This window comes from Maricaulis sp. (assembly GCF_048270265.1).
Classification (GTDB): domain Bacteria; phylum Pseudomonadota; class Alphaproteobacteria; order Caulobacterales; family Maricaulaceae; genus Maricaulis.
In genome coordinates, this window is sequence record NZ_JBLWTD010000004.1 from 114,969 (window position 1) to 136,904 (window position 21,936).

Here is a 21,936-nt window from a genome sequence, read left to right on the forward strand (position 1 = left end):
TTTTCGCAAGCTTTTCAAATATTTATTGACCCAGCTCCATTGCTTGACACTCCAGGGGGCCGAGTCTAGTTTGCGCGCGCCTGCCGGGAGGCTCGGCTGGCGGACCGATTTCCATGTCTGAACGAGACGATAGAGCGAAAACACCTGATCGTAGCGATGATCTGAAGGACTTTGACCGGCGTTTGAGCGAGAAGATCGCCCAGCACCGTGGAAAGACCGGACCGGACACCGAGACGAACAATGCCTGGAGTGTCAGCGTCAGATACGGTAGCGGCTTTGCCGGTGGCGTATTGGTCGGGACAGGCCTCGGATGGGCGGCAGACAAGGTTTTCGAAATCGCGCCGTGGGGCATGCTGGTCGGGATGATACTGGGTTTTGCCGCCGGCGTGCGCAATATCATGCGCGAGGCGGCAGCGGCGAATGCCGAGAATGCGGCCAAGGCCGAAGAGACTGAACTTAAGGCCGGCACCATGCCGGGTTCTGACGGGACGAAAGAAGACTAGATGGCCTTGCTCGAAACAGATCCGATGCACCAATTCGTCGTGCAGCCCGTCCTGGAGCTGCCGACCCTGTTCGGAATCGACCTGACGATCACCAATTCGGCGCTCTTCATGATCGCGACGACCCTGGTGACCAGCTTCGGCCTGATCCTTCTGACCGGGCGCGGTTCCATGGTCCCGACCCGGTCGCAGTCGATCGCCGAGCTGCTCTACGGCTTTGTCGCCGACATGGTGCGCTCGATCATGGGCGAGGAAGGCCGTTCGGTCTTCCCTTATGTCTTCACGCTTTTCATCTTCATTCTGGTCGCCAACCTGCTCGGCATGCTGCCTGGCAGCTATACGGTCACGAGCCAGCTGGTCGTCACCCTGGCCCTCGGCATGACCTCGATTACCCTCGTGGTGATCACCGGCTTCATCAAGAATGGCTTTGGCTTCCTCAAGCTCTTCGCACCGGCCGGCCTGCCGCCGGTGATGTATCTCCTGATCGTCCCGATCGAGTTCATCTCCTTCCTGAGCCGCCCCTTCTCACTGGCGATCCGGCTTTTCGCCAACATGATGGCGGGCCACACCCTGCTCAAACTGTTCGGCGGTTTCGTCCTTTCCCTGTCCAGCCTGGGCGCGATCGGCATTGCCGGTGCCGTGCTGCCGCTGGCCGTCGCCACTGCCGTCACCGCGCTCGAGCTGGTGATTGCTTTCCTCCAGGCCTACGTCTTCGCGGTTCTGACCTGCATCTATCTCAATGATGCACTGCACCCGTCGCACTAGAGTTTTTCACCCTTCCAGCCACACACCTTATTCAACAGGAGCCATCCCATGGAAATCGAAGCAGCCAAGCAAATCGGTGCAGGCATTGCAGCTCTCGCCCTCGCAGGCGCCGGCGTCGGTATCGGTACCATCTTCGCCAGCTATCTTGCCGGCGCACTGCGCAACCCATCTGCCGCAGCAGGTCAGTTCACCACCCTTCTGATCGGCTTCGCCCTGACCGAGTTCACCGGTCTTCTGGGCTTCGTCGTGGCGATGATCATCCTCTTCGGTTGATCCTTCTCCACCTGCGCCCATTGCCGTTCAAAGAGCATCGAAGATGATCAATTTCTCCGAATCCACATGGCTGATCGGCCAGGCCCAGCCGCATGGCGAAGCCGCGGCCGATCCGGCACATGCGGCGGTCGAACATGCCGCCGAGGCACATGCCAGCGGCGGCCTGCCGCAGCTGGACGTCTCGACCTGGCCAGGACAATTGTTCTGGCTGGCGGTCACCTTCACCGTGCTCTTCATGATGATGTGGAAGGTCGTCCTCCCACGCATCCGCAATGCCATTGAAGAACGGCGCGACCGCATCGCCGACGACCTCGATGCGGCCGCCGATCTCAAGCAGAAGGCAGACGACTCCGCTGCCGAATACGAACGCCTGCTCTCGGAAGCCCGCGCCAAGGCTCACGTCATGGCCCAGGAAAACCGTAGTGCAGTCGAGAAGGCCATGGCCGACGAGGCCGCCGAGGCTGATCTCGAAATCGCCAAGCGTCAGGATGCCGCCGAGGCGCGCATCGCCGACATGCGGACCAAGGCGCTGACAAAGGTCAATACGATCGCTGTCGACGCCACACGGGCCATCATCGTTCAATTGACGGGTGCCGAACTCGACGACAAGTCGATCGAAGCTGCCGTCAATGACGCCCGCTAGAGGACCCAAATCATGAGTTTCGACTGGATCCATCCAAACGAGGCTGCCTTCTGGGTCGCTCTGTCATTCGTCATCGTCATTGGCGTGCTGATCTATGTCCGCGTTCCGGGCCTCGTCGCCAAGCAACTGGACGCTCGCGCCCAGGGTATTGCCGACGAGATCTCCGAGGCACGCCGCCTGCGCGAAGAAGCCCAGGAGCTGCTTGCCAGCTTCCAGCGCCGTCAGCAGGAAGCCGCCGAAGAAGCCGCGGCAATCATCGCCCAGGCGAAGAATGAAGCGAAAATGCTCAAGAAGCAGGCTCGTGAGGAAATGGCGGAACGCCTTGAGCGCCGCACCGCCCTCGCCGAGCAACGCATCGCCCAGGCCGAGGCATCTGCCGCCGCCGATGTCCGGGCCGCCGCTGCGGACCTGGCCACGGCTGCAGCCGAGACCCTGCTGAAGTCCTCGATGAAAAAAGCGGATCTCAACAAACTGCTCGACGCCGACATCAAACTGGCCGGCAGCCAGTTCAACTAGACCGGCAACGCATCACAGACAGCAAAAGGCCCGCAGCGATCTCGCAGCGGGCCTTTTCTTTGCCATCTGATTGTCTGGTGGAACCGCCTATTCGGCAGGATCCTTTTCACCGAAGGCGAAGCGAACGCGCTTCCAGACCCAGGGGAAGCGGCGCAAACCATCGGTGATGAAGGTGTGGGCGGTCTTGGAGGCGGCAGCGACCAGGACAAGGCCAAACAGGCCCATCGGCAGGCCAACCGGGATAAGCGGCGTCACGAAGGCGACGGGGACCGCGAGCACCATGAGGATCACGCCAACCGAGATCACAACCGTGCGGATAATAAACACCAGTGCCGCACCCAGCGGGTTCGACCGTGCCAATCCGTTCAGCGTCTCATTCATCGCCGTGGTCATCCTCTAACCCATCCTGTCCCGAAAGCGGCCGGCAGCGGTGCCGGGGTGCGGGAGAATATGGGTAACACCTAATTCCTAATCATGACCCCTATGCGAGGCAAAAGAGCCGAAATTCAGGCATCTTGTGCGAGTCGCAGAGCAGCTGTTGCATCTGCGCACCGGAATTGGCTCGAGGCCTCAACCAGGGCAGGCGGTTTTCAGAAACACCGGGAAGGTCCACGCTCACGCCCGAGCAGAGCCGGTACGCTGCGTGCATAATTTACCCGGTCCAAAGTGAACCGCTTCCAATCAAATGAGGCCTCGCGTCCCCGAACGCAAGATGACGATCCCGCAATCAGCATGAAAGTTTGGCAACACGCGCCAAATGCCCGCTTGCGGGCAGGCGTGCCCGCGAATGCGGCAGTACCGGCCCGCTCTAGCGCGCGCCGAACGCAAGCCCGCTGCAGGTCGGGAGCGCACCCTCCTCGCCCCACCCGGCATCCAGGAAGGGCCAGACATGGTCGTAGAGGCCGTCACGCGCCAATGTGGCATGATCCGAGCCTGGCATGACAATACGCGTCCTCGCTGCCCCTGCGGCGAGCTCGAACAGACGTTCGGATTGCGTTGGCGGGATGAGGCGGTCGCCATCGCCGTGCACGATCAGCACCGGCGCCTCGACCTGCCCGATCCACACGTCGGAGCGAAAGCGGTTCCGCAAGAGCAGGCCGACCGGCAGGAGTGGCAGCTTCTGCTGCATCAGGTCGAGCAGGGAGAAATACGGCGCTTCAAGAATCAGGGCGCCCGTCTCGCGTTCGGCGGCCAGACGCGTCGCCGGGCCGGAACCAAGCGAGAAGCCGTGCACCACGATATCCCCGGCCGCGATATTGCGGGCGCGCAGCCAGTCATAGCCCGCGCGTGCATCCTGATGGAGGCCGGCCTCATCCGGCTGGCCGGACGAGCCCGCATATCCACGCCAGGCGAGGCCGAGAAAGCCGACGCCATGCGCGTGCAACCGGCGCCAGCGGCCGCTCTGGATCGCCGGCCCTCCGGCATTGCCATCAAGGAAGAGCAAGGTCGGACAACCGGGCGCGGCCTGCGAATACCAGCCGATAAGGCTCTCGCCATCGCTGGTCGGCACCGGGACTTCAGAAATCCAGGCCTCGCCGGGGGCGCTACGCTGTGCCGGCGGAAAATAGATCAACCGGTCCTGAAAAAGGGCAAACAGGAGAAGCGCCGCCAGATAGAGCCCGGCCGGGACAAGGCCTATCCAGGCCAGCAGAGGCCACCGCCGCCGGCGGCGAAAACTGAGTCGTGAGTGCCTGGATACTGTCCGCATGACACCAGTTTCGTCCCGCAAGACGACCGTGATGGGGCAGTTTGGTGACGTGTCCGGGGCAAGGCCGCTTGCGGCCCCTCCAGGACGTTCCCGGAGGAGCCGCAACAGGGCGACTATTCCGCAGCGTCGGCGGCTGGAGTCCAGCGCAGGACCGGCTGGCGTGCGGCGCGGGTTTCGTCGAGGCGTTTGATCGGGGCGTGGACCGGGGCCGCCTGGAAGCGGGCGGTCTCGCCAGCCTTGGCCGCTGCCGCGAGGGCCTCCATCACATCGATGAAGCGATCGAGCCCGCCCTTGGATTCGGTCTCGGTCGGCTCGATCAGCATGGCACCGTGGACGACGAGCGGGAAATACATCGTCATCGGATGATAGCCCTCATCGATCATCGCCTTGGCGAAATCGAGTGTCGTCACGCCGGTATCCTTGAGGAAGCGGTCATCGAACAAGGCTTCGTGCATGCACGTTCCGTCGAAGGCCGGTGTCATCACGGTTTTGAGCCGCGCGAGAATGTAGTTGGCGTTGAGCACCGCATCATCGGCAACCTGCTTCAAGCCGTCGGCACCGTGGCTCATCATGTAGGTGAGCGCGCGGGTGAACATGCCCATCTGGCCGTGGAAAGCCGCCATGCGGCCGAAGGGATGCAGATCCATCCCGTCCAGATCGCCCTCATGTTCGGCCATGCGCATGATCGCCATGCCCTTGGGATTGTCCCGGTCAACCATCAGCAACGGCAATGGCGCAAACGGGGCCAGCGCCTCGGAGAGTACGGTTGGTCCGGCACCGGGGCCACCGCCGCCATGCGGCGTCGAAAAGGTCTTGTGCAGGTTGATATGCATGGCATCGACGCCGAGGTCGCCGGGACGGACACGCCCGACAATGGCGTTGAAATTGGCGCCGTCGCAGTAGAAATAGCCCCCGGCCTCGTGGATCAGGTCGGCGATTTCCTTGATGTCACGCTCGAACAGGCCGCAGGTATTGGGATTGGTCAGCATGATGCCGGCGACATCATCGCCCAGCTTGGCCTTGAGCGCTTCCATATCGACGCGGCCACCGGCATTCGCCGGGATCTGGTCGACGGTGAAGCCGCACTGCACGGCGGTCGCCGGATTGGTGCCATGGGCCGATTCGGGGACGAGGACGCGGCGGCGGCCGGTCTCGCCACGCGCATCGAGCGCGGCGCGGATCGCCATCATGCCGCAGAACTCGCCATGGGCACCGGCTTTCGGCGACAGGGCCACGGCCGGCATGCCGGTCAGGGTCAGCAGCCAATGGGCTAGAACGTCCATGACTTCATAGGCGCCCTGCACCGTCGAAGCCGGCTGCAGCGGATGCACATCGGCAAAGCCGGGCATGCGCGCGACCTTCTCGTTGAGCCGCGGATTATGCTTCATCGTGCATGAGCCGAGCGGATAGAGGCCGAGATCGATGGCGTAATTCTTCCGGCTCAGGCGCACATAATGGCGCATGGCTTCCGGCTCGGACAGACCGGGCAGACCGATCGGAGCCGTGCGCTCAAGGCCACCGAGGCGCGTCTTCATCCCCTTGGGTGCCGGAAAATCGACGCCGGTGTTTTCAAGACCACCGCGCTCGAAGATCAGCGGTTCGGCCTGGTCCAGCCCCTTGGAGCCGGAGACGGTGTCACCATAACCACCCGTGGCGACATTCTCGGCCATGCGGGTGGGACGTCCTTGTGTATTCATCGCCATCAGAGGACACCCCGCAATGCTTTTTCGAACACGATCATATCGTTCTCGGTATTGGTTTCCGTCGCCGTGACGAGGAGGAGGTCCTCGAACTGGCCGGGATAGAGCCGGCTGGCCGGCACGCCGCACAGCACGCCCATGCGGGCCAGCTCGTCGACGACCTCGGCTGCCGGTTTCGGCAAACGTACGGTGAATTCATTGAAGAAGCTGGAATTGAGCACCTCGACACCCTCGATGGCATCGAGACGGTCGGCGAGCTCACAGGCGGTCTCGTGATTGAGACGCGCCAGTGTGCGCAGGCCGGCTTCGCCGAGCAGCGTCATGTGGATGGTGAAAGCCAGCGAGCACAGGCCGGCATTGGTGCAGATATTCGACGTCGCCTTCTCGCGGCGGATATGTTGCTCGCGGGTCGACAGAGTCAGCACATAGCCGCGGCGGCCATCGGCATCGACGGTCTCGCCAGCCAGGCGGCCGGGCATTTGCCGGATGAAATTGCGATCATTCTTGCAGGCAAAGAGGCCGACATAGGGTCCGCCGAAATTGAGGCCGACGCCGATCGACTGGCCCTCGCCGACCGCGATGTCCGCGCCCATATCGCCCGGCGCTTCGACCAGGCCGAGCGCAACGGTTTCGGTGAAGACGGCGATCACCAGCGCGCCCTTGGCATGGGCGGCCTCGGAGATGGCGCGCAGGTCATGCAGCTGGCCGAAAATGTCCGGCGTCTGCACCACGACACAGGCGGTGGTCTCGTCGATGGCTGCGATCAACTCGTCCAGACCGCCCAGGCCCGGCTCGGTGACGGCAATCTCGACGACGGAGTGTTTCGACAGCGTCTTAGTCGCCTCGACATAATGCGGGTGCACGGTGCCGGCCATCACGGCCTTGTTCCGCTTGGTCACCCGCGCCGCCATCATCACCGCTTCGGCGCAGGCCGTGGAGCCGTCATACATGGAGGCATTGGCGACATCCATGCCGGTCAGGAGTGCGACCTGGGTCTGGAATTCGAACAGGGTCTGCAAGGTGCCCTGGCTGATTTCCGGCTGGTAGGGCGTGTAGGCCGTGAGGAATTCGGAGCGCTGGATCAGATGATCCACCGTCGACGGGATATGGTGGCGATAGGCCCCCGCCCCCACAAAGAACGGCACCGAGCCGGCCGAGACATTCTTCGACGCCATCGCCGACATGGCGCGCTCGACAGCGAGCTCACCCTGCTGCAGCGGCAGGTCGACCAGCCCCTTCAGGCGGGCCGCTTCCGGCACATCGGTGAAGAGCTCGTCCATCGAGGCAACGCCGATCGCCTCGAGCATGGCCTTGCGGTCGGAATCCAGGTGGGGGAGGTAGCGCATGGGATGTGCCTTATGCGATGTGAGCGTTATAGGCGGCTTCGTCCATCAGACCGTCGAGCTGGGACTTGTCCGACAGCTTGATCTTGACGAACCAGCCGGCACCGGCGGCGTCTTCATTGACCTTGGCGGGCTCATCGTCGAGCACCGTGTTGACGGCGGTGATCTCACCGGCGACCGGGGCATAGACTTCCGAGGCAGCCTTGACCGACTCGACGACGGCGAACTCATCGCCCTTGGCGACGGTCTTGCCGACATCCGGCAGCTCGACAAACACGACATCGCCCAGTTGTTCGGCGGCGTGAGCGGTGATGCCGACGGTGGCGGTGTCGCCATCGACGGTGATCCATTCATGGTCTTCGGTGTAACGCGTGGTCATAGATATCTCCTGCCCCGATTGATCTGGATTGATGAGGCTTAGCCCCGGAAGAAATTATTCGGCACGAAGGGAAGCTTCGTCACCGTCGCCGGACGCGGCTTGCCGCGCACGATCAGGTCGAGTTCCGTGCCCTCGCCCATGTACTCACGATCGACATAGCCCATCGCCACCGGTCCGTTGACCGTCGGGCCAAAACCGCCAGACGTCACAATACCGATCACCTTGCCGTCCTTGGTCGCGATCTCGGCGCCTTCACGCGCCGGCGCGCCGGTCAGCGTCAGGCCGATACGCTTCTGGCAGGACTTGTCCTCGATCTGTTTCTGGATCACGGCCGCACCGGGAAAATCGCCGCGCTCGCGGCGGGTCTTGGCGAGGGCCCAGATCAAGGACGCCTCGACCGGCGTGCGGCTGGTGTCCATGTCATGGCCATAGAGACAGAGACCGGCTTCCAGGCGCAGCGAGTCGCGCGCGCCCAGGCCGATCGCCTCGACTTCATCCTGGGCCAGCAGAAGCTTTGCGATGCGCACCGCATCGGCCTGCGGAATGGAAATCTCGAACCCGTCCTCGCCGGTATAGCCCGAGCGCGACATCATCACCTCGACACCGTCGAGCTTGAAGACACCGCACTGCATGAAGACCAGCTTGCAGGCATCCGGACAGAGCCGCGCCATCACATCTTTCGCGGCCGGACCCTGCAGCGCGAGAAGCGCGCGGTCCTCAAGCCGGACCAGCTTGCCCTTGCCGGCCGTGCCGGCTTCGAGATGAGCGAAGTCCTGGTCCTTCATCGCCGCATTGACGACGAGGAAAATGCCATCGCCGTCCGGGCGCGAGACCATCAGGTCGTCGCGGATACCGCCCTGTTCGTTGAGCAGGAGCGTGTATTTCTGTTCGCCGGCACCGAGCAAAGCGAGATCGCAGGTCAGCAAGGCCTCGAGTGCGGCTTCATCGCCGGTATAGCGGGCCTGGCCCATATGGGAGACATCGAACAGGCCGGCCTTTTCGCGGGTCTGCTTGTGCTCGCCCATGATCCCGAGCGGATACTGGACCGGCATGTCATAGCCCGCGAAGGGGACCATCTTGCCGCCGAGTTCGACGTGCAGGGCGTGGAGTGGTGTTTTATGGAGAATTTCGGTCATTGACGGGTCCTGACAAGAGCGCTGATCCTGCAGACGGTGTTCCGCCGGCAAGTCGTCGCCCCCGCTGTCCCGTGACCTGAGAGATTCCGCGCGAACCCGCAATTGCGAGACACGCTTGCTCCGTCGGTGGAGTCAAAGCCTGACGGCTCCACTCACTTTCCAGCGTTTGTCTCTCTCGCGGTCCGTCTGCCTGAGCGTTTCCGGGGCGGTTGCGCCTTCGGCGCCGGCCTATTCGCCGGTCTCTCCCGCGAGGAGATATAGCCCGCCAGGCGCGTCTCGCGACGGGTCTGGAAGTTGGTGCGCACTCTTAGTATCCCGGACGCCGGAGTCAATGCGCGAAGACGGGTTACGCCTCGCTTTTCCGGCGGAAAAGGCGGCAGCCTTACCGTGAATGCCAAGCCGCAGGCTTGATGACCGGCACGCCGGTCAGGCCTTTACTCGCCCTGATAGGACAGGTGCACGCAAGCCAGGAGCGAGTTCTGGAGAATCTGCGGGTAGCCGGCCTGGGTTTCCAGACTCATGGCACCGGCCTCGGCTGCAGCGGTATCGCGTGCCAACTCCCAGTCCTCGATCAAGGATTGCTCGCGCAACGCGCCCTGGATGCCCAGCGCGAACATCCGATAGATCTCTGCGCCCGCCGCCTCACTCACTTCGGCGTCGAAACAGGCACAGAATTCCGTGTGATCCACCGGCTCGCCGCCGCTATGCCCGACCTGCTGAATGCGGCAGGCATGTTGCAACCAGTCAGAATACAGCGCCGGGTCATCAGAAAAAGCGGGCTGGGCCAGTGCGGCAAGCGATACGATCAGGCTGGCAAACATCTTGATTCATCCTCAAGGCTGAAGCGCCAGAATAGTGGCTTGCGCGTCTCTCACCCTCCCCCATTCAGGGGAGCGCTACATGCGCTCGGGGGCTTCCAGTCCGAGCAGATGCAGGCTGAGCTCGAGCTGTTTCAATGTCGCCTCGGCCAAAGCCAGCCGGGAGGATTTCGTCGCCTCATCGGGGGCCGAGAGGATCGGACAGGCGGAGTAAAATTTCGAGAAGGACTGGGCCAGCGTGAAGGCATGGTCGCACAGCGCATTGGGTGCGCGATTATCGATCGCCTGATCGATGGCGGAGCCGAACGCATCGAGCGCCAGCACCAGATCGCGTTCCTCATCGGCCTCAACCGAAATCGGTCCGGGCGTGACGCCCGCCTCGGCTGCCTTGCGCATCAGCGATTTCACCCGCACGGCGGCATAGAGCAGATAGGGCCCGGTCTTGCCTTCGAAACTGGTGAAACGGTCGAGATCGAACACGTAATTCGTGGTGCGGTAATTCTGCAGGTCGGCGAACTTGATCGCCGCCAGCCCGACCATACGCGCCACGCGGGCATGCTCTTCAGCGCCGACATCGGCGGCCAGACCCGCTTCCTTGAGACGCTGGTCCGCGCGTTCAATGGCGCCCGAGATCAGATCGGCCAGACGGAATGTGCCGCCATCGCGGGTGCGCAGACGCTTGCCGTCAGTGCCGTTGACCGAACCGAAATTGACATGCTCAAGCGCGCCTTCCTTGACCAGGCCAGCCTTTTCGGCGGCGCGGAAGACTTGCTGGAAATGATTGCCCTGGGCGCTGTCGACGACATAGAGCGTCAGGTCTGGTGCGAAGCTCGCCTTGCGATCAAGGATCGTCGCCAGATCGGTGGTGCCATAGAGCGACGCCCCGCCGGAGGTGACGAGGATCAGCGGCGGCAATTCCTTCTTGTCGTCCTCGCGGGCGACATGGACCACCCAGGCACCATCGCTGAGTTCGGCAATGCCGCGCCGTTTGAAATCCTCGACCATGGCCGGGATCAGCGGATCGACATCGCTTTCGCCCTTCCAGAGGTCGAAATGCACGCCGAGCGCATCGAAATCCTGTTTCAGCGCCTTGATCGAAACCGAGATGAAATGGTCCAGCAACGCCCGGTAACCGGCACGTCCGGCCTGCAGCTCGGCCGTTGCCGTGCGGGAGAGTTCAAGGCGGTCAGCATCGGCCTTGGCCTTTTGCGAGGCCTGTGGGTAGAGCCGCGCCAGATCATCGATATTGACCGGTGGCTCGTCCGGATAGGGACCGGTGAAATCCGCATCAAAATAGGGCAGATCGGGCTGTTCTTCGCGCAGCTCGGTGATGAGATGGCCCATCTGCAGACCCCAGTCACCGAGATGGATGTCGGAGACCACATCATCGCCGCGAAAGCGCAACAGACGCTGCAGGCTGTCGCCCAGCACCGAGGAGCGTAGATGGCCGACATGCATCGGCTTGGCGACATTGGGACCGCCGAAATCAATCATCACCTTGCGTGGCGCATCCGTCAGCGGCGCTCCGGCGCGCTCATCGGCGACAATCTCGGCAGCGCGCGCATCATAGGCGCTCTGGGCCGGGGTCAGATTGATGAAGCCCGGGCCAGCGATCTCGGCGGACGCGATCAGTGGATCGCCGGCAATCGCATCAACGATTTTCTGGGCCAGCTCGCGCGGATTCGTCTTCGCCTGCTTGGCCGCCGGCATTGCGCCATTGCACTGGAAAGGCGCCGTGCCCGATTTGGTCGCAGGCGTGACACGGCCCAGCTCGCGCGGCAGCTGGAGGGAAGCGAACGCGTCGCCCAGTTTTTCGCTGAGCTGATCGGCAATAGAGGGCATGAAATCAGTCCTGGCCGGCACTCACGCGGAAGCGTTGTCCACTGCGGTTGAACGCAAGCTGTTCCGGGGTCAGCTCGAAACCAGTGAGGATCTCGAAATTGACGCCCGACGTCTCGGCAGTCGCCCGCGGAATCGAGATCGCATCAATGGTCTCGGTGAGGTAAACGCGGTCCTCGCCAGGCTGAAAGCGGATGGAGATCGGGAAGACCTGCTTTTCGATCACCGCGATATCACGGCGCGTCACCGCGACGAAATACTCATAAACGTGCGAATCGCCCTGGGCAGCCGGGCCCCGGCCGAAGGCCATGTCGAGCTCGAGATTGGCGATGATCGGACGCTCGCCATAATAGCTGCACAAGGAGCGCACGCCAAGGATCTCGCCCGTGAAGCCGACATTGTCATAGGCGACGATGCCGTCCTCGAACTCGACGATCCGGTGCGCGTCATAGAGTGACAGAGCCGTCGGGCACGGGCCGATATTCGGCTCCGGCTCGCTGAACACGTCGCTGACGGTCTGACAGCCATTGAGTAACAGGGCGGCCGCGGCGAGAATGGCAAAAGAACGCATGATGCATTACCTGACTTGAATACCCGCCCGGCCTCTGGATAGCGCCAAGCCTCTTTGTTAGGACGGTCATACGATGCGCACGTGGCGTGTGCAACGGTATCGCTGATGGAGAACTGAACCCGATGAGCGGCAAGCGCCCACCCCTGACTGTCCTGCTGGCCGCGCCGCGGGGATTTTGTGCCGGTGTCGACCGCGCCATCCAGATCGTCGAACGGGCGCTGGACCGCTTCGGCGCTCCCGTCTATGTCCGTCACGAAATCGTCCACAATCGCCATGTCGTCGAACGGCTCGAAGCCCTCGGCGCTGTATTTGTGGAAGAACTCGACCAGTGCCCGGACGACCGCCCGGTGGTGTTCTCCGCCCATGGCGTGCCCAAACAGGTGCCCGAAGAGGCGGCCCGCCGCAATCTGATCTATGTCGATGCGACCTGCCCGCTGGTGTCAAAAGTGCATGTGGAGGCCCAGCGCCTCCACGCCAATGGCCGCGAAATCGTCCTGATCGGGCATGCCGGCCACCCCGAAGTGGTTGGCACGATGGGACAACTCCCCGACGGGGCGATCGCGCTGATCGAGACCGTCGAGGACGCGATGCAGTTCGCACCGCAAGACGCATCGCGCCTCGCCTTCGTGACCCAGACAACCCTGTCAGTGGATGACACCTCGGCCATCGTCGCCGCCCTGCAGGCGCGCTTTCCGCAGATCGAAGCCCCTCACAAGGAGGATATCTGCTATGCGACCACCAATCGCCAATCCGCCGTCAAGGCACTGGCCCCACGGTCCGACATCGTCTTCGTGATCGGGGCGCCCAACTCGTCCAATTCGGTCCGGCTGGTCGAGGTTGCCAAACGGGCGGGAGCTGCGCGTTCATTCCTGATCTCCAGTGCAGAGGATGTTGACTGGGCATCGATCGGCACGATCGGAACGGTGGGCATCACCGCCGGTGCCTCGGCGCCGGAAGACCTCGTCGAGGGACTGATTGCTGCCTTTCGCGAACGCTATGACGTCAATCAGGAGGATATCCGCGTGACCGATGAAGACGTGATTTTCAAACTTCCGCGCGTGGTGGCCTGAACCGATGACAGACTCTGAAAACAAGACTCAGCCGACCGGCATCAGCCCGGAAGCCTTCATCGCGGAGATTGCCCACCCGGTCCGCCGCGCCGATGCGCTGATCCTGCTCGAGATGATGCGCCGCCTCTCCGGCGAGGAGCCGCGCATGTGGGGCCCCTCCATCATCGGCTTCGGGCAATACCACTACAAATACGAGAGCGGCCGCGAAGGCGATTCAATGCGCACCGGCTTCTCGCCGCGCAAGTCCGGACAGGTGGTCTACATCATGCCCGGCTATACCAATTTCAGCCTCATCCTCGACCGGCTTGGCAAGTTCAAGGAGGGCAAGTCCTGCCTCTACATCACCAAGCTGGCGGATGTGGATCTGGATGTGCTCGAGGAACTCATCCAGGCCGGTCTCGACGACATGTCACGGAAATACCCCCAATGAGCACAGTGACGATTCATACCGACGGTGCCTGTTCCGGCAATCCGGGACCGGGCGGCTGGGGCGCCATTCTCGAGTGGAATGGCCACCGCAAGGAAATCTGCGGCGGCGAGGCCGACACCACCAATAACCGCATGGAGATGATGGCCGCCATCCAGGCGCTCGAGGCGATGAAGGCCAATCATCACGACATCATCCTGATCACCGACAGCAGCTATCTGCGCGACGGGATCATGAAATGGATCCATGGCTGGAAGAAGCGTGGCTGGAAAACCGCTGACCGCAAGCCGGTCAAGAATGTCGATCTGTGGCAACGGCTCGACCTGCTGGCGCAGAGCCACAAGATCGAATGGCGCTGGGTGCGCGGCCATACCGGCGATCCGGGTAATGAGCGTGCCGACGAACTGGCGCGCCAGGGCCTGGCCGAGGCGCGATCCGCAGGACGTTGAACCCGGACAGGCTCAGTGAACGGCGCCCCGCAGGGCTTCGTCGAGCGCCGCAGACACTTCCTTGATATCGAGCGGCTTTGACAGATAACCCGTGGCACCGAGCCCGAGATAGCGCTCGCGGGCGCCCTTGGTGGCATCAGCGGTGACCGCATAGATCGGGATGCCCGAATAGGCCTTGCCACTGCCACGAATTCTCTGGATCGCCTCATCGCCGGACATGACCGGCATCTGGATATCCATCAGAATGGCATCGAACCGGTCACAATCGAGCGCCTCGAGCGCTTCAAGCCCGTTGCCCGCAAGTTTGACCATATGACCGGCATTCTCGACCAGGGCCGAGGCCACGAGCCGGTTTGTGATCACATCGTCGACGACCAGAATCCGGGCCGGGCCGGCCGGTGATTCCTCAAGCATTGGCCGTTCTTCGCTTCCGGTCTCTGCCACGGCGGTCAAAGCCAGTGGGAGCTCAAACCAGAACCGGGATCCTGTCCCCGGCGTACTGGTCACGCCAATCTCGCCGCCGCCCAGCCGGACAAGGTCGCGGCAAATGGCGAGGCCGAGCCCGCTGCCGCCATGCTCGCGCGTCTGCGAGGTATCGACCTGGGCGAAACGGTCGAAAATCCGTTCCAGCTGGTCAGCCTCGATGCCCGGCCCGGTATCGGTGATGCAGAACCGCAGGCAGGAATCAGCCAGCGGTGTCACCTGGAGATGGACCGAACCGGTGCTGGTGAACTTCACGGCATTGCCGACGATGTTCGTGAGAATCTGGCGCAGGTGCTTCTGGTCGCCCAGAACGCTGGCCGGCACACCCTCGTCGACCTGCAGCCGCACGTCGATGCCCTTGTGTGACGCCGTCGGCCCGACCATGTCGAGGACGGAATCGACCACAGGACGAAGGTCGAATGCTTCTTTCGCCGGTTTGACACTGCCGGACTCGATCCTGGAAATGTCGAGGATGTCCTCGACCAGTTCCAGCAAGGCCTTGCCGGAGGATTGCAGCGTCTGGACATATTTGCCCTGCACTTCGGACAATGGCGTCAGGTTCAGCAATTGCGACATGCCGAGCACGCCATTGAGCGGCGTACGGATTTCATGGCTCATATTGGCCAGGAATTGCGTCTTGGCCCGGTTGGCGCTTTCGGCCCGCTCGCGCTCGACTTCCAGTTCCCGGGCGCGTTCGACCTCATCTGTGATATCGGCGATCACTCCGGTCACCGTCAGCCCGCCATCCATCCGTTCACGAAACAGGCCGCGCGAGCGCACATGCCGGGTCGAGCCATCGGCATGCACGATGCGGTAGGCGTGGGAATAGTCTTCGCGGCGACGCAGGGCATCGCGCGAGCGTGCGAGAACCACATCATGATCATCGGGGTGGATCGTCGCCGCCCACTCGTCAAATGTCGGCGTCGGCAGGCCGGTCCGTCCGAAAATTTCCTTGAGCCGGGCGTCCCAGGCGATTTTACCGGTCCCGACCTCATACTCCCAGAATCCCAGACCGGAGGCATCGAGCGCCACGGCGAGACGCGTGGAAAGCGATTTGTACTCGTCCTCGCGGTTCCGCCGCTCGGTAATGTCCTGGAAGGAGCCGATCAGTCTCGAAACCCGGCCATCGACGCAAACCGCGCGCCCGACAGCCCTGACCCAGACATGATTTCCCTTGGCGGTAATGAAGGGCAGTTCGAGATCCCAGGCCACGCCCTGCGCGATCGCCTCCTCTATCGCCTGTTGCACGACTTCACGGGCTTCAGGTGCATAGAATTCGACCGCAGACTCCAGCTCCGGAACATAGTCATCATCGACTTCATGAATACGCCGGGTCATCGAGTCCCAGAGGATCGTGCCGGCATTCAGATCAACTTCCCAGCTGCCGATACCGCCCAGTTCGGTCACTGCGGCGAGGCGCGCGCTGGTGCTTTCCCGTTCGGCCAGCATTTGCGAGCGCTGGGTAATGTCCTCGATCGAGCCGGCCATGCGGATGGCGCGGCCGGCCCCGTCCCATTCAGCCTGCCCGAAGGCCGAGAGCATCAGGTAATGCCCGTCACCGTGCCGGAAAGAGTAGTCGAGCGCATAGGGGGTGCGGCGCCTGAGATGGTTGGTCAGGGCTTTTTGCACGCGCTCCCGGTCCGCCGGGTGTACGCGATCGAAGAAGGCCGCCATGCCACCGGATCCGGCCGTGACCGAAAGTCCTCCGACCAGATCGGTCAATCTCTGCGACGCGAACATGCGGCCGGCGGCGAAATCGATTTCCCAGATGCCGGCGGCACTGCCGGCGATGGCGAGCTCGTGACGCGCCTTGCTCACAGCCAGGTCCGAGAGCGCGCCGTCACGGGCCAACTCCGTCTGGTGGGCGTGGATCAGGGTCTCGGCGGCGCTGATCAGGGGCTGGCACTCGGCCAGCAGACCCGTCGAATATCCTCGGGCCCGGTCGGTCAGCCCGATGACCGCGACCAGCTGGCCCGCCTTCATCAGCGGCACGCCGACATAAGTCCGGGCGTCGGGGAAGGCTTCCATGGCATGGCTGCCACGCGGGTCACCGTCCGGATCATTGGCGATCACCGTCTCACCGGTGCGAATCGTGTGCCCGATCAGCGTATCGGGGTCGGAAAACTCCCGCGCCGTCCAACCTTCAGCGCCCATGATCGCGAGCGTCCGCAGGCTGCGCCCGTCCGGACCGTCGACCACATCACCAATGAAACCGCCCTGACTGCCGGTGAACTCCAGCATCGCCTCCAGCAGGCGCTCGAAAGCCCGGTCGATTGCGGTGGCGTCGGAGATAAATTCTCTCTGGATGTCGGAAATCAGCGCCAAGAGGCGATTGGTCCGCTCGGCTTCGGCGCTCTGGGTGCGGGTCCTGATCTGTTCTTCCACGACCCGCGCGAGAACGTCGAGGCGCTCCAGCGTCGGTTTGTCCAGGTCGAGCGGATGGTCATGGAAGACGCAAAGCGTGCCGACCCGGTGGCCACCGGCCACTTGCAGCGGAACGCCGGCATAGCCACGGATATGCGGTGCCTCCAGGACAATCGGGTTGTCCTTGAACCGTTCGTCCAGACGGGCATCGGGAACGTAGAGTGTGCGATCTTCGCGGATCGCATGATCGCAGAAGGCGATTTCCCGCGGCGACTCGGTGACGTCCAGGCCGATGATCGACTTGAACCATTGCCGATCCTCGTCGATCAGCGAAATCGCCGACATCGATGCGCCGGTCAGCGTGACTGCGAGACGAGTGATCGTGTCGAACCCGTCCTCGGGATCCGTGTCCAGCAGGTTGAGCGCGCGCAATGCTGCGAGGCGCTGTTCTTCCTTGATCGGATCCATACCTGCTCCGCGCCCTGCGCCCGTCGCACCGAAACAGGGTCGGGCGACCTCAACATAGCAATATGGATGGTTGCAGGTTTACACCAGATGAACCGCCACTGTCATTTCCCGGCAGAATGCACGATCAGGACGACGCCCCGGATCCCCTCAACCACAACCTGGCTGCCGGCCAGCGGGTCCGAGCCGTCCTGCGTCTCGGCGGCCCATTCCGTGTCGTCGAAATGCACCCGGCCCCGGCCGGTCACGAAATCGCTCACGACCCGCACCCTCTGCCCGATCATGCGGGCGGAGCGGTCATTGAGCCCGCTTTCGCCGCCACGATTGATCGCCGGGCGCACCCAGCGATCACCGATCCAGACCAGCACCAGGGTGAGAATGGCGAAGACGCTCAGCTGCACCGGCCAGCTGGTGCCCAGAATTTCGAGCGCCAGAAAGCCGGTCAGGAAGGCAGCGGCCGCCGGCCAGAGCAGAAATGTGGTCCCGGTCAGCACTTCGCCGATCAGGAACAGGCCGGCCAGGGCCCACCAGGCCCACAGGCTCATGCGTTCCAGCAGGGATACCAAGAAATCCATCACTGACCTCCGTCTTCAAATCGCCGCAGCTCAGGGCTTGCGGGTCGTCTCCCGGATCGCCTCGTGCGCGGCCTTGCCGAGCTCGCCGACACCGGTGATCGTGCTGAGAATATTCGAGAATTCGGCCGGAATGATGACGGTGCGTTGTTGCTCGCTCGTCGCCAGCTTGCCGAAGGCCTCGATATATTTCTGGCCGAGGAAGTAATTGATCGCCGAAACATCACCGGCGGCGATGGCGTTTGAGACCAGTTCGGTCGCCTTGGCTTCGGCTTCGGCTTCGCGTTCGCGGGCCTCGGCGTCGAGGAAAGCACTCTCGCGGCGGCCCTCGGCCTCGCGGATCGCGGCTTCCTTCTCACCCTCGGCGCGCAGGATGGCCGACTGCTTGGCCCCTTCCGCCTCGAGGATCTCGGCACGTTTCAGGCGTTCCGCCTTCATCTGACGGGCCATCGCCTCGGTGATGTCATGCGGTGGGGACAGGTCGCGGATTTCGATCCGGGTCGCCTTGACGCCCCAGGGATTGGTCGCCGCATCAATCACCGTCAGGAGCCGCGCATTGATCTCGTCGCGCTTGGACAGGGTCTCGTCGAGATCCATCGAGCCGATCACCGTCCGCACATTGGTCAGGCAGAGATTGAGAATCGCGAAATCAAGATTGTCGACCTCATAGGCCGCCCGCGGCGCATCAAGCACCTGGATAAAAATCACCGCATCGACCGAAACGGTCGCATTGTCCTTGGTGATGACATCCTGGTTGGGCACGTCGAGCACGCGCTCGCGCATGTTCATCTTGTACCCGATGCCATCGATGAAGGGCATGATGAAGTGGAGCCCCGGCTTGAGGGTCCGCGTGAAGCGCCCGAAACGCTCGACAGTGAATTCCTTGCCCTGTGGCACGGTCTTGATGACCGAGGCGATGATCGCCAATGCCAGCAGAAGCAATACACCCGTGACGATGAGATCCATGCGAACCCTCCCTTAGCCGTTTGAGACCGGGCCAGTGCCCAGTCCCCAGTTTTCGTCCAGCCTAGAGCTGGCCGAGAATATGATCCGCCGACGACACCTTGAATTCACCCGGAGCCTCGACATTCAGTTCCGTGACAACGCCGTCCTTGGCGATCAGCGAGAAACGCTGGGCGCGCGTGCCCATGCCAAAGCCGGTGCCGTCCATTTCCAGGCCAAGTGCCTTGGCGAAATCGCCATTGCCGTCGGCGAGCATCATCACGTCCTCGCCAACGCCCTGGTCCTTGCCCCAGGCATTCATGACGAAGACATCATTGACCGACATGCAGGCGATGGTGTCGACGCCCTTGCCCTTGATCTCGGCCGCGTGCTGCACGAAGCCGGGCAGGTGTTTGGCCGAACAGGTCGGCGTATAGGCGCCGGGCACGGAAAACAGCGCGACAGTCTTGCCGCCGAACACGTCGTCGGTGCTGACGCGGTTTGGGCCGCTCGCCGTCATGGTCATGAAGCTGGCGTCCGGAATGCGATCTCCCACCGAAATGGTCATGGCTGTTTCTCCTGCTGAAAAGACTACTCGTGAATGTGCACGGCAAGATAGCGGGAACGCCGCTGGACGCATCCCCCTTTTTGGCCGCATCATGGAGTTATGAACAGTGACGACTCAAACCGGCTGCCCGACGGCTTCCTCAACGGCAAGCTGCTGATCGCTTCGCCCGGCATTGGCGACCCGCGCTTCGACCGCTCGGTGATCCTGATGTGTGACCATTCCTCCGAACACGCGATGGGGATTGTCCTCAACAAGCGCGTTGAGGGTCTGCGCCTGCCGGAGGTGTTCGAACAGCTCGGCGTCGACACCACCGAGGACACGATCGACCGGCCGGTCCTGCTCGGCGGGCCGGTGGAACGCCAGCGCGGTTTCGTGCTGCACACCAATGATTTCCAGACCACCGACTCCACCCTCGCCGTCACCGGCGACATCGCCCTGTCCTCGACCAAGGACGCCCTTGATGCGATGGCCTCCAGCACGCCGCCACGGCTTTCCCTGCTGGCGCTGGGTTATGCGGGTTGGGGTTCGGGCCAGCTGGAAGACGAGTTGGCGGCCAATGCCTGGCTGGTGGCCGATGCCGATGAGGCGCTGGTCTTCAGCACGGATATCGAAGCCAAATGGCAAAACGCGCTGAGCATTCTCGGCGTCAGCCCGGAGCATCTCTCCGGCGCCTCCGGCACGGCCTGATCGTTCAGGCCGGCGGCAGGAAACGCCCGGCAATCCCCTCGCGAACGGCGAGCAGGGCCTGGTCGGGTGCCAGGGCGCCGGCATAGCGATAGCCCTGGCCGAAATCGCAGCCCATCGTCTTGAGACCGGCTTCGGCCTCAACACTCTCGATGCCTTCGGCGACGATCTTCATGCCGAAATGGCGGGCGATCTGGATCACCGACTGCACCACCGTCCCGGCGCTTTCATTGGCGGCCATGGCGCGGACGAAGTAGCGATCGATCTTGACCACGTTGAAGGGCAGCATTTCCAGCCGGGCCAGCGAGGAGTAGCCGGTGCCGAAATCATCCAGCGCCAGGGCGATGCCGCCTTCAGCCAGCCGCGCCATGACGCTCGCGGCGAGATCGGGGTCGCGCATGATCTCCGTCTCGGCGATCTCGAGCTTGAAGGCTCCGGCCGGCAGTTCTGCCTGCCGCACCGCATCAAGCAGCGCATCGGCAAAGGTTGAGGATACCAGCTCGCTCACCGTTGCATTGGCCGCGACGAACAGGCCTTCGCCTCCGGCGCACATGGTCCGCCACAGCGACAGGTCGGCGATGGCCGAGGCGCGGACTTCGGTGCTGATACGGTCGAGTAGATCGAGATCATCGGCCATGGCGAGGAAATCCTGCGGCGCCAGCACGCCGACACCGGGACGCTCCCAGCGCGCCAGCGCCTCGAAACCGGCCAGTCGGCCGGTCTCCAGCGCTATGATCGGCTGGTACCAGGCCCGCACTTCACCCGCCGCCACGGCATTGGCCAGGGCGTGCTCCTCGCGAATGCGCAGCGCGCCCTCACCGCTCAGACCGGCCGGGGTCATCAGACCTTCAAAGCGTTGCTCGCCAACCCGGCGCCCCAGCAGGCGCACATAGGCGACACTGCCCGCTTCACCGATCAGGCGCACACGCAGATCAAGCACATCACCGCGCAGGGCCGTATCGAGACTGGCATGGTCGGCAGGTCCGAGCCGGGCGCAGAACGCGGCCCAGTCGAAAATGTCCTGCCCGAGCCCGAAGCTTTCCAGCGCGCCGGTAAAGCGGATGCGTCCGCCACCGTCGAGGACAATGGCGAAGGCGACTGCACCGGCAGCGCGTGCGCCCGCCTCGAAATCCACGGCCGTCATGGGCGCGGATCTGTGTGCAGAATCGCAAAGCGATCATGATCGCGCCATTCGCCGGCAATATTGAGAAAGGCGCGCGAACGGCCTTCATGCTGGAAGCCGACACCCTCGAGCAGGCGCCGCGAGGCCTTGTTCTCCGGGCGGCAGGCCGCCTCGACCCGGTGCAGGCCCAGCTTGTCGAAGGCGAAGGCCAGGATACGCCGCACCGCAGCGCGGGTATGGCCCTGGCGGACATAGGGCGTGCCGATCCAGTAGCCAATATCGGCGCTTTGCTGCACGCCGCGCCGGACATTGTTGAGATTGCAGGCTCCGAGCAGGACATTGTCACGGCTGCGGAACACGAAGAACGGGTATCCGGACCCCGCCTGACGATCCAGCTGATAGCGCTCGAGCCGGCGCTTGTAGGCGCTGCGGCTCAACTCATCGACGGTCCAGGCGGGCTCCCAGGGCTCGGTATGGGCGCGGCTCGCGCCACGCAGCTTGGCCCAGCTCTCGTAATCGTCCGGTGTTGGCGCACACAAACGAATACCCTGAGCCATCAGGGGTTCTTCCATTTCCGCATCCCGCCAAAGTGCCACTC

The 21,936-nt window shown here is 63.2% G+C and carries 24 protein-coding genes and 1 riboswitch; of the genes, 9 read left to right on the forward strand and 15 right to left on the reverse strand.

Annotated features, from left to right (window positions below; genetic code table 11):
- Positions 1-113 precede the first annotated feature (113 nt).
- Genes ACN0YF_RS03500 through ACN0YF_RS03520 form a run of 5 tightly spaced genes read left to right on the forward strand, consistent with a single transcriptional unit; the run spans position 114 to position 2,697 of the window.
- Positions 114-503, forward strand: coding sequence for an AtpZ/AtpI family protein (locus ACN0YF_RS03500; RefSeq protein ID WP_417493366.1), 390 nt, complete (start codon positions 114-116; stop codon positions 501-503).
- Positions 504-1,265 carry a F0F1 ATP synthase subunit A gene (locus ACN0YF_RS03505; protein WP_417493367.1) on the forward strand — a complete coding sequence of 254 codons (762 nt, stop codon included), beginning with the start codon at positions 504-506 and terminating at the stop codon, positions 1,263-1,265. It begins immediately after the preceding gene.
- A gap of 48 nt (positions 1,266-1,313) precedes the next feature.
- Positions 1,314-1,538, forward strand: a complete 225-nt coding sequence (locus tag ACN0YF_RS03510; protein WP_339739028.1) for a F0F1 ATP synthase subunit C — start codon at positions 1,314-1,316, stop codon at positions 1,536-1,538.
- Between the two features lie 43 nt (positions 1,539-1,581).
- Entirely contained in the window at positions 1,582-2,181 is a 600-nt protein-coding gene (locus ACN0YF_RS03515; protein WP_417493368.1) for a hypothetical protein, read from the forward strand.
- Between the two features lie 12 nt (positions 2,182-2,193).
- On the forward strand, positions 2,194-2,697 hold the full coding sequence (locus ACN0YF_RS03520; RefSeq protein WP_417483229.1) for a F0F1 ATP synthase subunit B: 504 nt from the start codon (positions 2,194-2,196) through the stop codon (positions 2,695-2,697).
- Between the two features lie 87 nt (positions 2,698-2,784).
- On the opposite strand, the gene ACN0YF_RS03525 is transcribed toward ACN0YF_RS03520, so the two are convergent.
- From ACN0YF_RS03525 to ACN0YF_RS03565, 9 genes are all read right to left on the reverse strand, one after another.
- Positions 2,785-3,090, reverse strand: a complete 306-nt coding sequence (locus tag ACN0YF_RS03525; protein ID WP_417483230.1) for a hypothetical protein — start codon at positions 3,088-3,090, stop codon at positions 2,785-2,787.
- Between the two features lie 415 nt (positions 3,091-3,505).
- Entirely contained in the window at positions 3,506-4,207 is a 702-nt protein-coding gene (locus ACN0YF_RS03530) for an alpha/beta hydrolase (RefSeq protein WP_417493369.1), read from the reverse strand.
- A gap of 311 nt (positions 4,208-4,518) precedes the next feature.
- Positions 4,519-6,108 (reverse strand): aminomethyl-transferring glycine dehydrogenase subunit GcvPB, encoded by a 1,590-nt coding sequence (gcvPB, locus tag ACN0YF_RS03535; protein ID WP_417493370.1) that lies wholly within the window; start codon positions 6,106-6,108, stop codon positions 4,519-4,521.
- Positions 6,108-7,451, reverse strand: a complete 1,344-nt coding sequence (gene gcvPA, locus ACN0YF_RS03540; protein ID WP_417493371.1) for an aminomethyl-transferring glycine dehydrogenase subunit GcvPA — start codon at positions 7,449-7,451, stop codon at positions 6,108-6,110. The genes gcvPB and gcvPA overlap by 1 nt, the downstream gene beginning before the upstream one ends.
- 10 nt (positions 7,452-7,461) lie before the next feature.
- A complete protein-coding gene (gene gcvH / locus ACN0YF_RS03545; RefSeq protein ID WP_417483234.1) occupies positions 7,462-7,827 on the reverse strand; it encodes a glycine cleavage system protein GcvH in 366 nt (121 codons plus the stop codon).
- A 38-nt stretch (positions 7,828-7,865) separates the two neighbouring features.
- The gene (gene gcvT, locus ACN0YF_RS03550; protein WP_417493372.1) at positions 7,866-8,963 is read right to left on the reverse strand and encodes a glycine cleavage system aminomethyltransferase GcvT; all 1,098 of its coding nucleotides are present in this window, start codon (positions 8,961-8,963) and stop codon (positions 7,866-7,868) included.
- Between the two features lie 168 nt (positions 8,964-9,131).
- A riboswitch (glycine riboswitch) is annotated at positions 9,132-9,221 on the reverse strand.
- Positions 9,222-9,397: 176 nt separating this feature from the next.
- Complete coding sequence (locus tag ACN0YF_RS03555) at positions 9,398-9,784, reverse strand: hypothetical protein (RefSeq protein WP_417493373.1); 387 nt, start codon at positions 9,782-9,784, stop codon at positions 9,398-9,400.
- A gap of 75 nt (positions 9,785-9,859) precedes the next feature.
- Entirely contained in the window at positions 9,860-11,623 is a 1,764-nt protein-coding gene (gene argS, locus ACN0YF_RS03560; RefSeq protein WP_417493374.1) for an arginine--tRNA ligase, read from the reverse strand.
- 4 nt (positions 11,624-11,627) lie between these two features.
- Complete coding sequence (locus tag ACN0YF_RS03565) at positions 11,628-12,191, reverse strand: hypothetical protein (RefSeq protein WP_417483238.1); 564 nt, start codon at positions 12,189-12,191, stop codon at positions 11,628-11,630.
- Positions 12,192-12,313: 122 nt separating this feature from the next.
- On the opposite strand from ACN0YF_RS03565, the gene ispH reads away from it, so the two are divergent.
- The 3 genes from ispH to rnhA are packed head-to-tail and all read left to right on the forward strand — an operon-like array spanning position 12,314 to position 14,137.
- The gene (ispH, locus tag ACN0YF_RS03570) at positions 12,314-13,261 is read left to right on the forward strand and encodes a 4-hydroxy-3-methylbut-2-enyl diphosphate reductase (RefSeq protein WP_417483239.1); all 948 of its coding nucleotides are present in this window, start codon (positions 12,314-12,316) and stop codon (positions 13,259-13,261) included.
- 4 nt (positions 13,262-13,265) lie between these two features.
- Positions 13,266-13,691, forward strand: a complete 426-nt coding sequence (locus ACN0YF_RS03575; protein ID WP_417493375.1) for a DUF1801 domain-containing protein — start codon at positions 13,266-13,268, stop codon at positions 13,689-13,691.
- Positions 13,688-14,137: a ribonuclease HI gene (gene rnhA / locus ACN0YF_RS03580; RefSeq protein ID WP_417483241.1), complete on the forward strand. Its 450-nt coding sequence runs from the start codon at positions 13,688-13,690 to the stop codon at positions 14,135-14,137. The genes ACN0YF_RS03575 and rnhA overlap by 4 nt, the downstream gene beginning before the upstream one ends.
- Before the next feature lie 12 nt (positions 14,138-14,149).
- Here the strand turns inward: rnhA and ACN0YF_RS03585 are convergent, their stop codons facing one another.
- From ACN0YF_RS03585 to ACN0YF_RS03600, 4 genes are all read right to left on the reverse strand, one after another.
- Positions 14,150-17,452, reverse strand: a complete 3,303-nt coding sequence (locus ACN0YF_RS03585; RefSeq protein WP_417493376.1) for a PAS domain-containing protein — start codon at positions 17,450-17,452, stop codon at positions 14,150-14,152.
- A gap of 101 nt (positions 17,453-17,553) precedes the next feature.
- Complete coding sequence (locus tag ACN0YF_RS03590; protein WP_417493377.1) at positions 17,554-18,024, reverse strand: NfeD family protein; 471 nt, start codon at positions 18,022-18,024, stop codon at positions 17,554-17,556.
- Positions 18,025-18,054: 30 nt separating this feature from the next.
- Complete coding sequence (locus tag ACN0YF_RS03595) at positions 18,055-18,987, reverse strand: SPFH domain-containing protein (protein ID WP_417483244.1); 933 nt, start codon at positions 18,985-18,987, stop codon at positions 18,055-18,057.
- Between the two features lie 61 nt (positions 18,988-19,048).
- Positions 19,049-19,531 carry a peroxiredoxin gene (locus ACN0YF_RS03600; RefSeq protein WP_417493378.1) on the reverse strand — a complete coding sequence of 161 codons (483 nt, stop codon included), beginning with the start codon at positions 19,529-19,531 and terminating at the stop codon, positions 19,049-19,051.
- Positions 19,532-19,630: 99 nt separating this feature from the next.
- On the opposite strand from ACN0YF_RS03600, the gene ACN0YF_RS03605 reads away from it, so the two are divergent.
- The gene (locus tag ACN0YF_RS03605) at positions 19,631-20,218 is read left to right on the forward strand and encodes a YqgE/AlgH family protein (RefSeq protein WP_417483246.1); all 588 of its coding nucleotides are present in this window, start codon (positions 19,631-19,633) and stop codon (positions 20,216-20,218) included.
- A gap of 4 nt (positions 20,219-20,222) precedes the next feature.
- On the opposite strand, the gene ACN0YF_RS03610 is transcribed toward ACN0YF_RS03605, so the two are convergent.
- Entirely contained in the window at positions 20,223-21,359 is a 1,137-nt protein-coding gene (locus tag ACN0YF_RS03610) for an EAL domain-containing protein (RefSeq protein ID WP_417493379.1), read from the reverse strand.
- Positions 21,356-21,895: a GNAT family N-acetyltransferase gene (locus ACN0YF_RS03615; RefSeq protein WP_417493380.1), complete on the reverse strand. Its 540-nt coding sequence runs from the start codon at positions 21,893-21,895 to the stop codon at positions 21,356-21,358. The genes ACN0YF_RS03610 and ACN0YF_RS03615 overlap by 4 nt, the downstream gene beginning before the upstream one ends.
- Between the last annotated feature and the right edge of the window lie 41 nt (positions 21,896-21,936).

What these genes read in the sequence shown, in the direction of transcription:
- ACN0YF_RS03500 (WP_417493366.1), top strand. Translation starts at nt 114, where the DNA reads ATGTCTGAACGAGACGATAGAGCGAAAACACCTGATCGTAGCGATGAT.
- ACN0YF_RS03505 (WP_417493367.1), top strand. Translation starts at nt 504, where the DNA reads ATGGCCTTGCTCGAAACAGATCCGATGCACCAATTCGTCGTGCAGCCC.
- ACN0YF_RS03510 (WP_339739028.1), top strand. Translation starts at nt 1,314, where the DNA reads ATGGAAATCGAAGCAGCCAAGCAAATCGGTGCAGGCATTGCAGCTCTC.
- ACN0YF_RS03515 (WP_417493368.1), top strand. Translation starts at nt 1,582, where the DNA reads ATGATCAATTTCTCCGAATCCACATGGCTGATCGGCCAGGCCCAGCCG.
- ACN0YF_RS03520 (WP_417483229.1), top strand. Translation starts at nt 2,194, where the DNA reads ATGAGTTTCGACTGGATCCATCCAAACGAGGCTGCCTTCTGGGTCGCT.
- ACN0YF_RS03525 (WP_417483230.1), bottom strand. Translation starts at nt 3,090, where the DNA reads ATGACCACGGCGATGAATGAGACGCTGAACGGATTGGCACGGTCGAAC.
- gcvPB (WP_417493370.1), bottom strand. Translation starts at nt 6,108, where the DNA reads ATGGCGATGAATACACAAGGACGTCCCACCCGCATGGCCGAGAATGTC.
- gcvPA (WP_417493371.1), bottom strand. Translation starts at nt 7,451, where the DNA reads ATGCGCTACCTCCCCCACCTGGATTCCGACCGCAAGGCCATGCTCGAG.
- gcvH (WP_417483234.1), bottom strand. Translation starts at nt 7,827, where the DNA reads ATGACCACGCGTTACACCGAAGACCATGAATGGATCACCGTCGATGGC.
- gcvT (WP_417493372.1), bottom strand. Translation starts at nt 8,963, where the DNA reads ATGACCGAAATTCTCCATAAAACACCACTCCACGCCCTGCACGTCGAA.
- ACN0YF_RS03555 (WP_417493373.1), bottom strand. Translation starts at nt 9,784, where the DNA reads ATGTTTGCCAGCCTGATCGTATCGCTTGCCGCACTGGCCCAGCCCGCT.
- argS (WP_417493374.1), bottom strand. Translation starts at nt 11,623, where the DNA reads ATGCCCTCTATTGCCGATCAGCTCAGCGAAAAACTGGGCGACGCGTTC.
- ACN0YF_RS03565 (WP_417483238.1), bottom strand. Translation starts at nt 12,191, where the DNA reads ATGCGTTCTTTTGCCATTCTCGCCGCGGCCGCCCTGTTACTCAATGGC.
- ispH (WP_417483239.1), top strand. Translation starts at nt 12,314, where the DNA reads ATGAGCGGCAAGCGCCCACCCCTGACTGTCCTGCTGGCCGCGCCGCGG.
- ACN0YF_RS03575 (WP_417493375.1), top strand. Translation starts at nt 13,266, where the DNA reads ATGACAGACTCTGAAAACAAGACTCAGCCGACCGGCATCAGCCCGGAA.
- rnhA (WP_417483241.1), top strand. Translation starts at nt 13,688, where the DNA reads ATGAGCACAGTGACGATTCATACCGACGGTGCCTGTTCCGGCAATCCG.
- ACN0YF_RS03585 (WP_417493376.1), bottom strand. Translation starts at nt 17,452, where the DNA reads ATGGATCCGATCAAGGAAGAACAGCGCCTCGCAGCATTGCGCGCGCTC.
- ACN0YF_RS03590 (WP_417493377.1), bottom strand. Translation starts at nt 18,024, where the DNA reads ATGGATTTCTTGGTATCCCTGCTGGAACGCATGAGCCTGTGGGCCTGG.
- ACN0YF_RS03595 (WP_417483244.1), bottom strand. Translation starts at nt 18,987, where the DNA reads ATGGATCTCATCGTCACGGGTGTATTGCTTCTGCTGGCATTGGCGATC.
- ACN0YF_RS03600 (WP_417493378.1), bottom strand. Translation starts at nt 19,531, where the DNA reads ATGACCATTTCGGTGGGAGATCGCATTCCGGACGCCAGCTTCATGACC.
- ACN0YF_RS03605 (WP_417483246.1), top strand. Translation starts at nt 19,631, where the DNA reads ATGAACAGTGACGACTCAAACCGGCTGCCCGACGGCTTCCTCAACGGC.
- ACN0YF_RS03610 (WP_417493379.1), bottom strand. Translation starts at nt 21,359, where the DNA reads ATGACGGCCGTGGATTTCGAGGCGGGCGCACGCGCTGCCGGTGCAGTC.
- ACN0YF_RS03615 (WP_417493380.1), bottom strand. Translation starts at nt 21,895, where the DNA reads ATGGCTCAGGGTATTCGTTTGTGTGCGCCAACACCGGACGATTACGAG.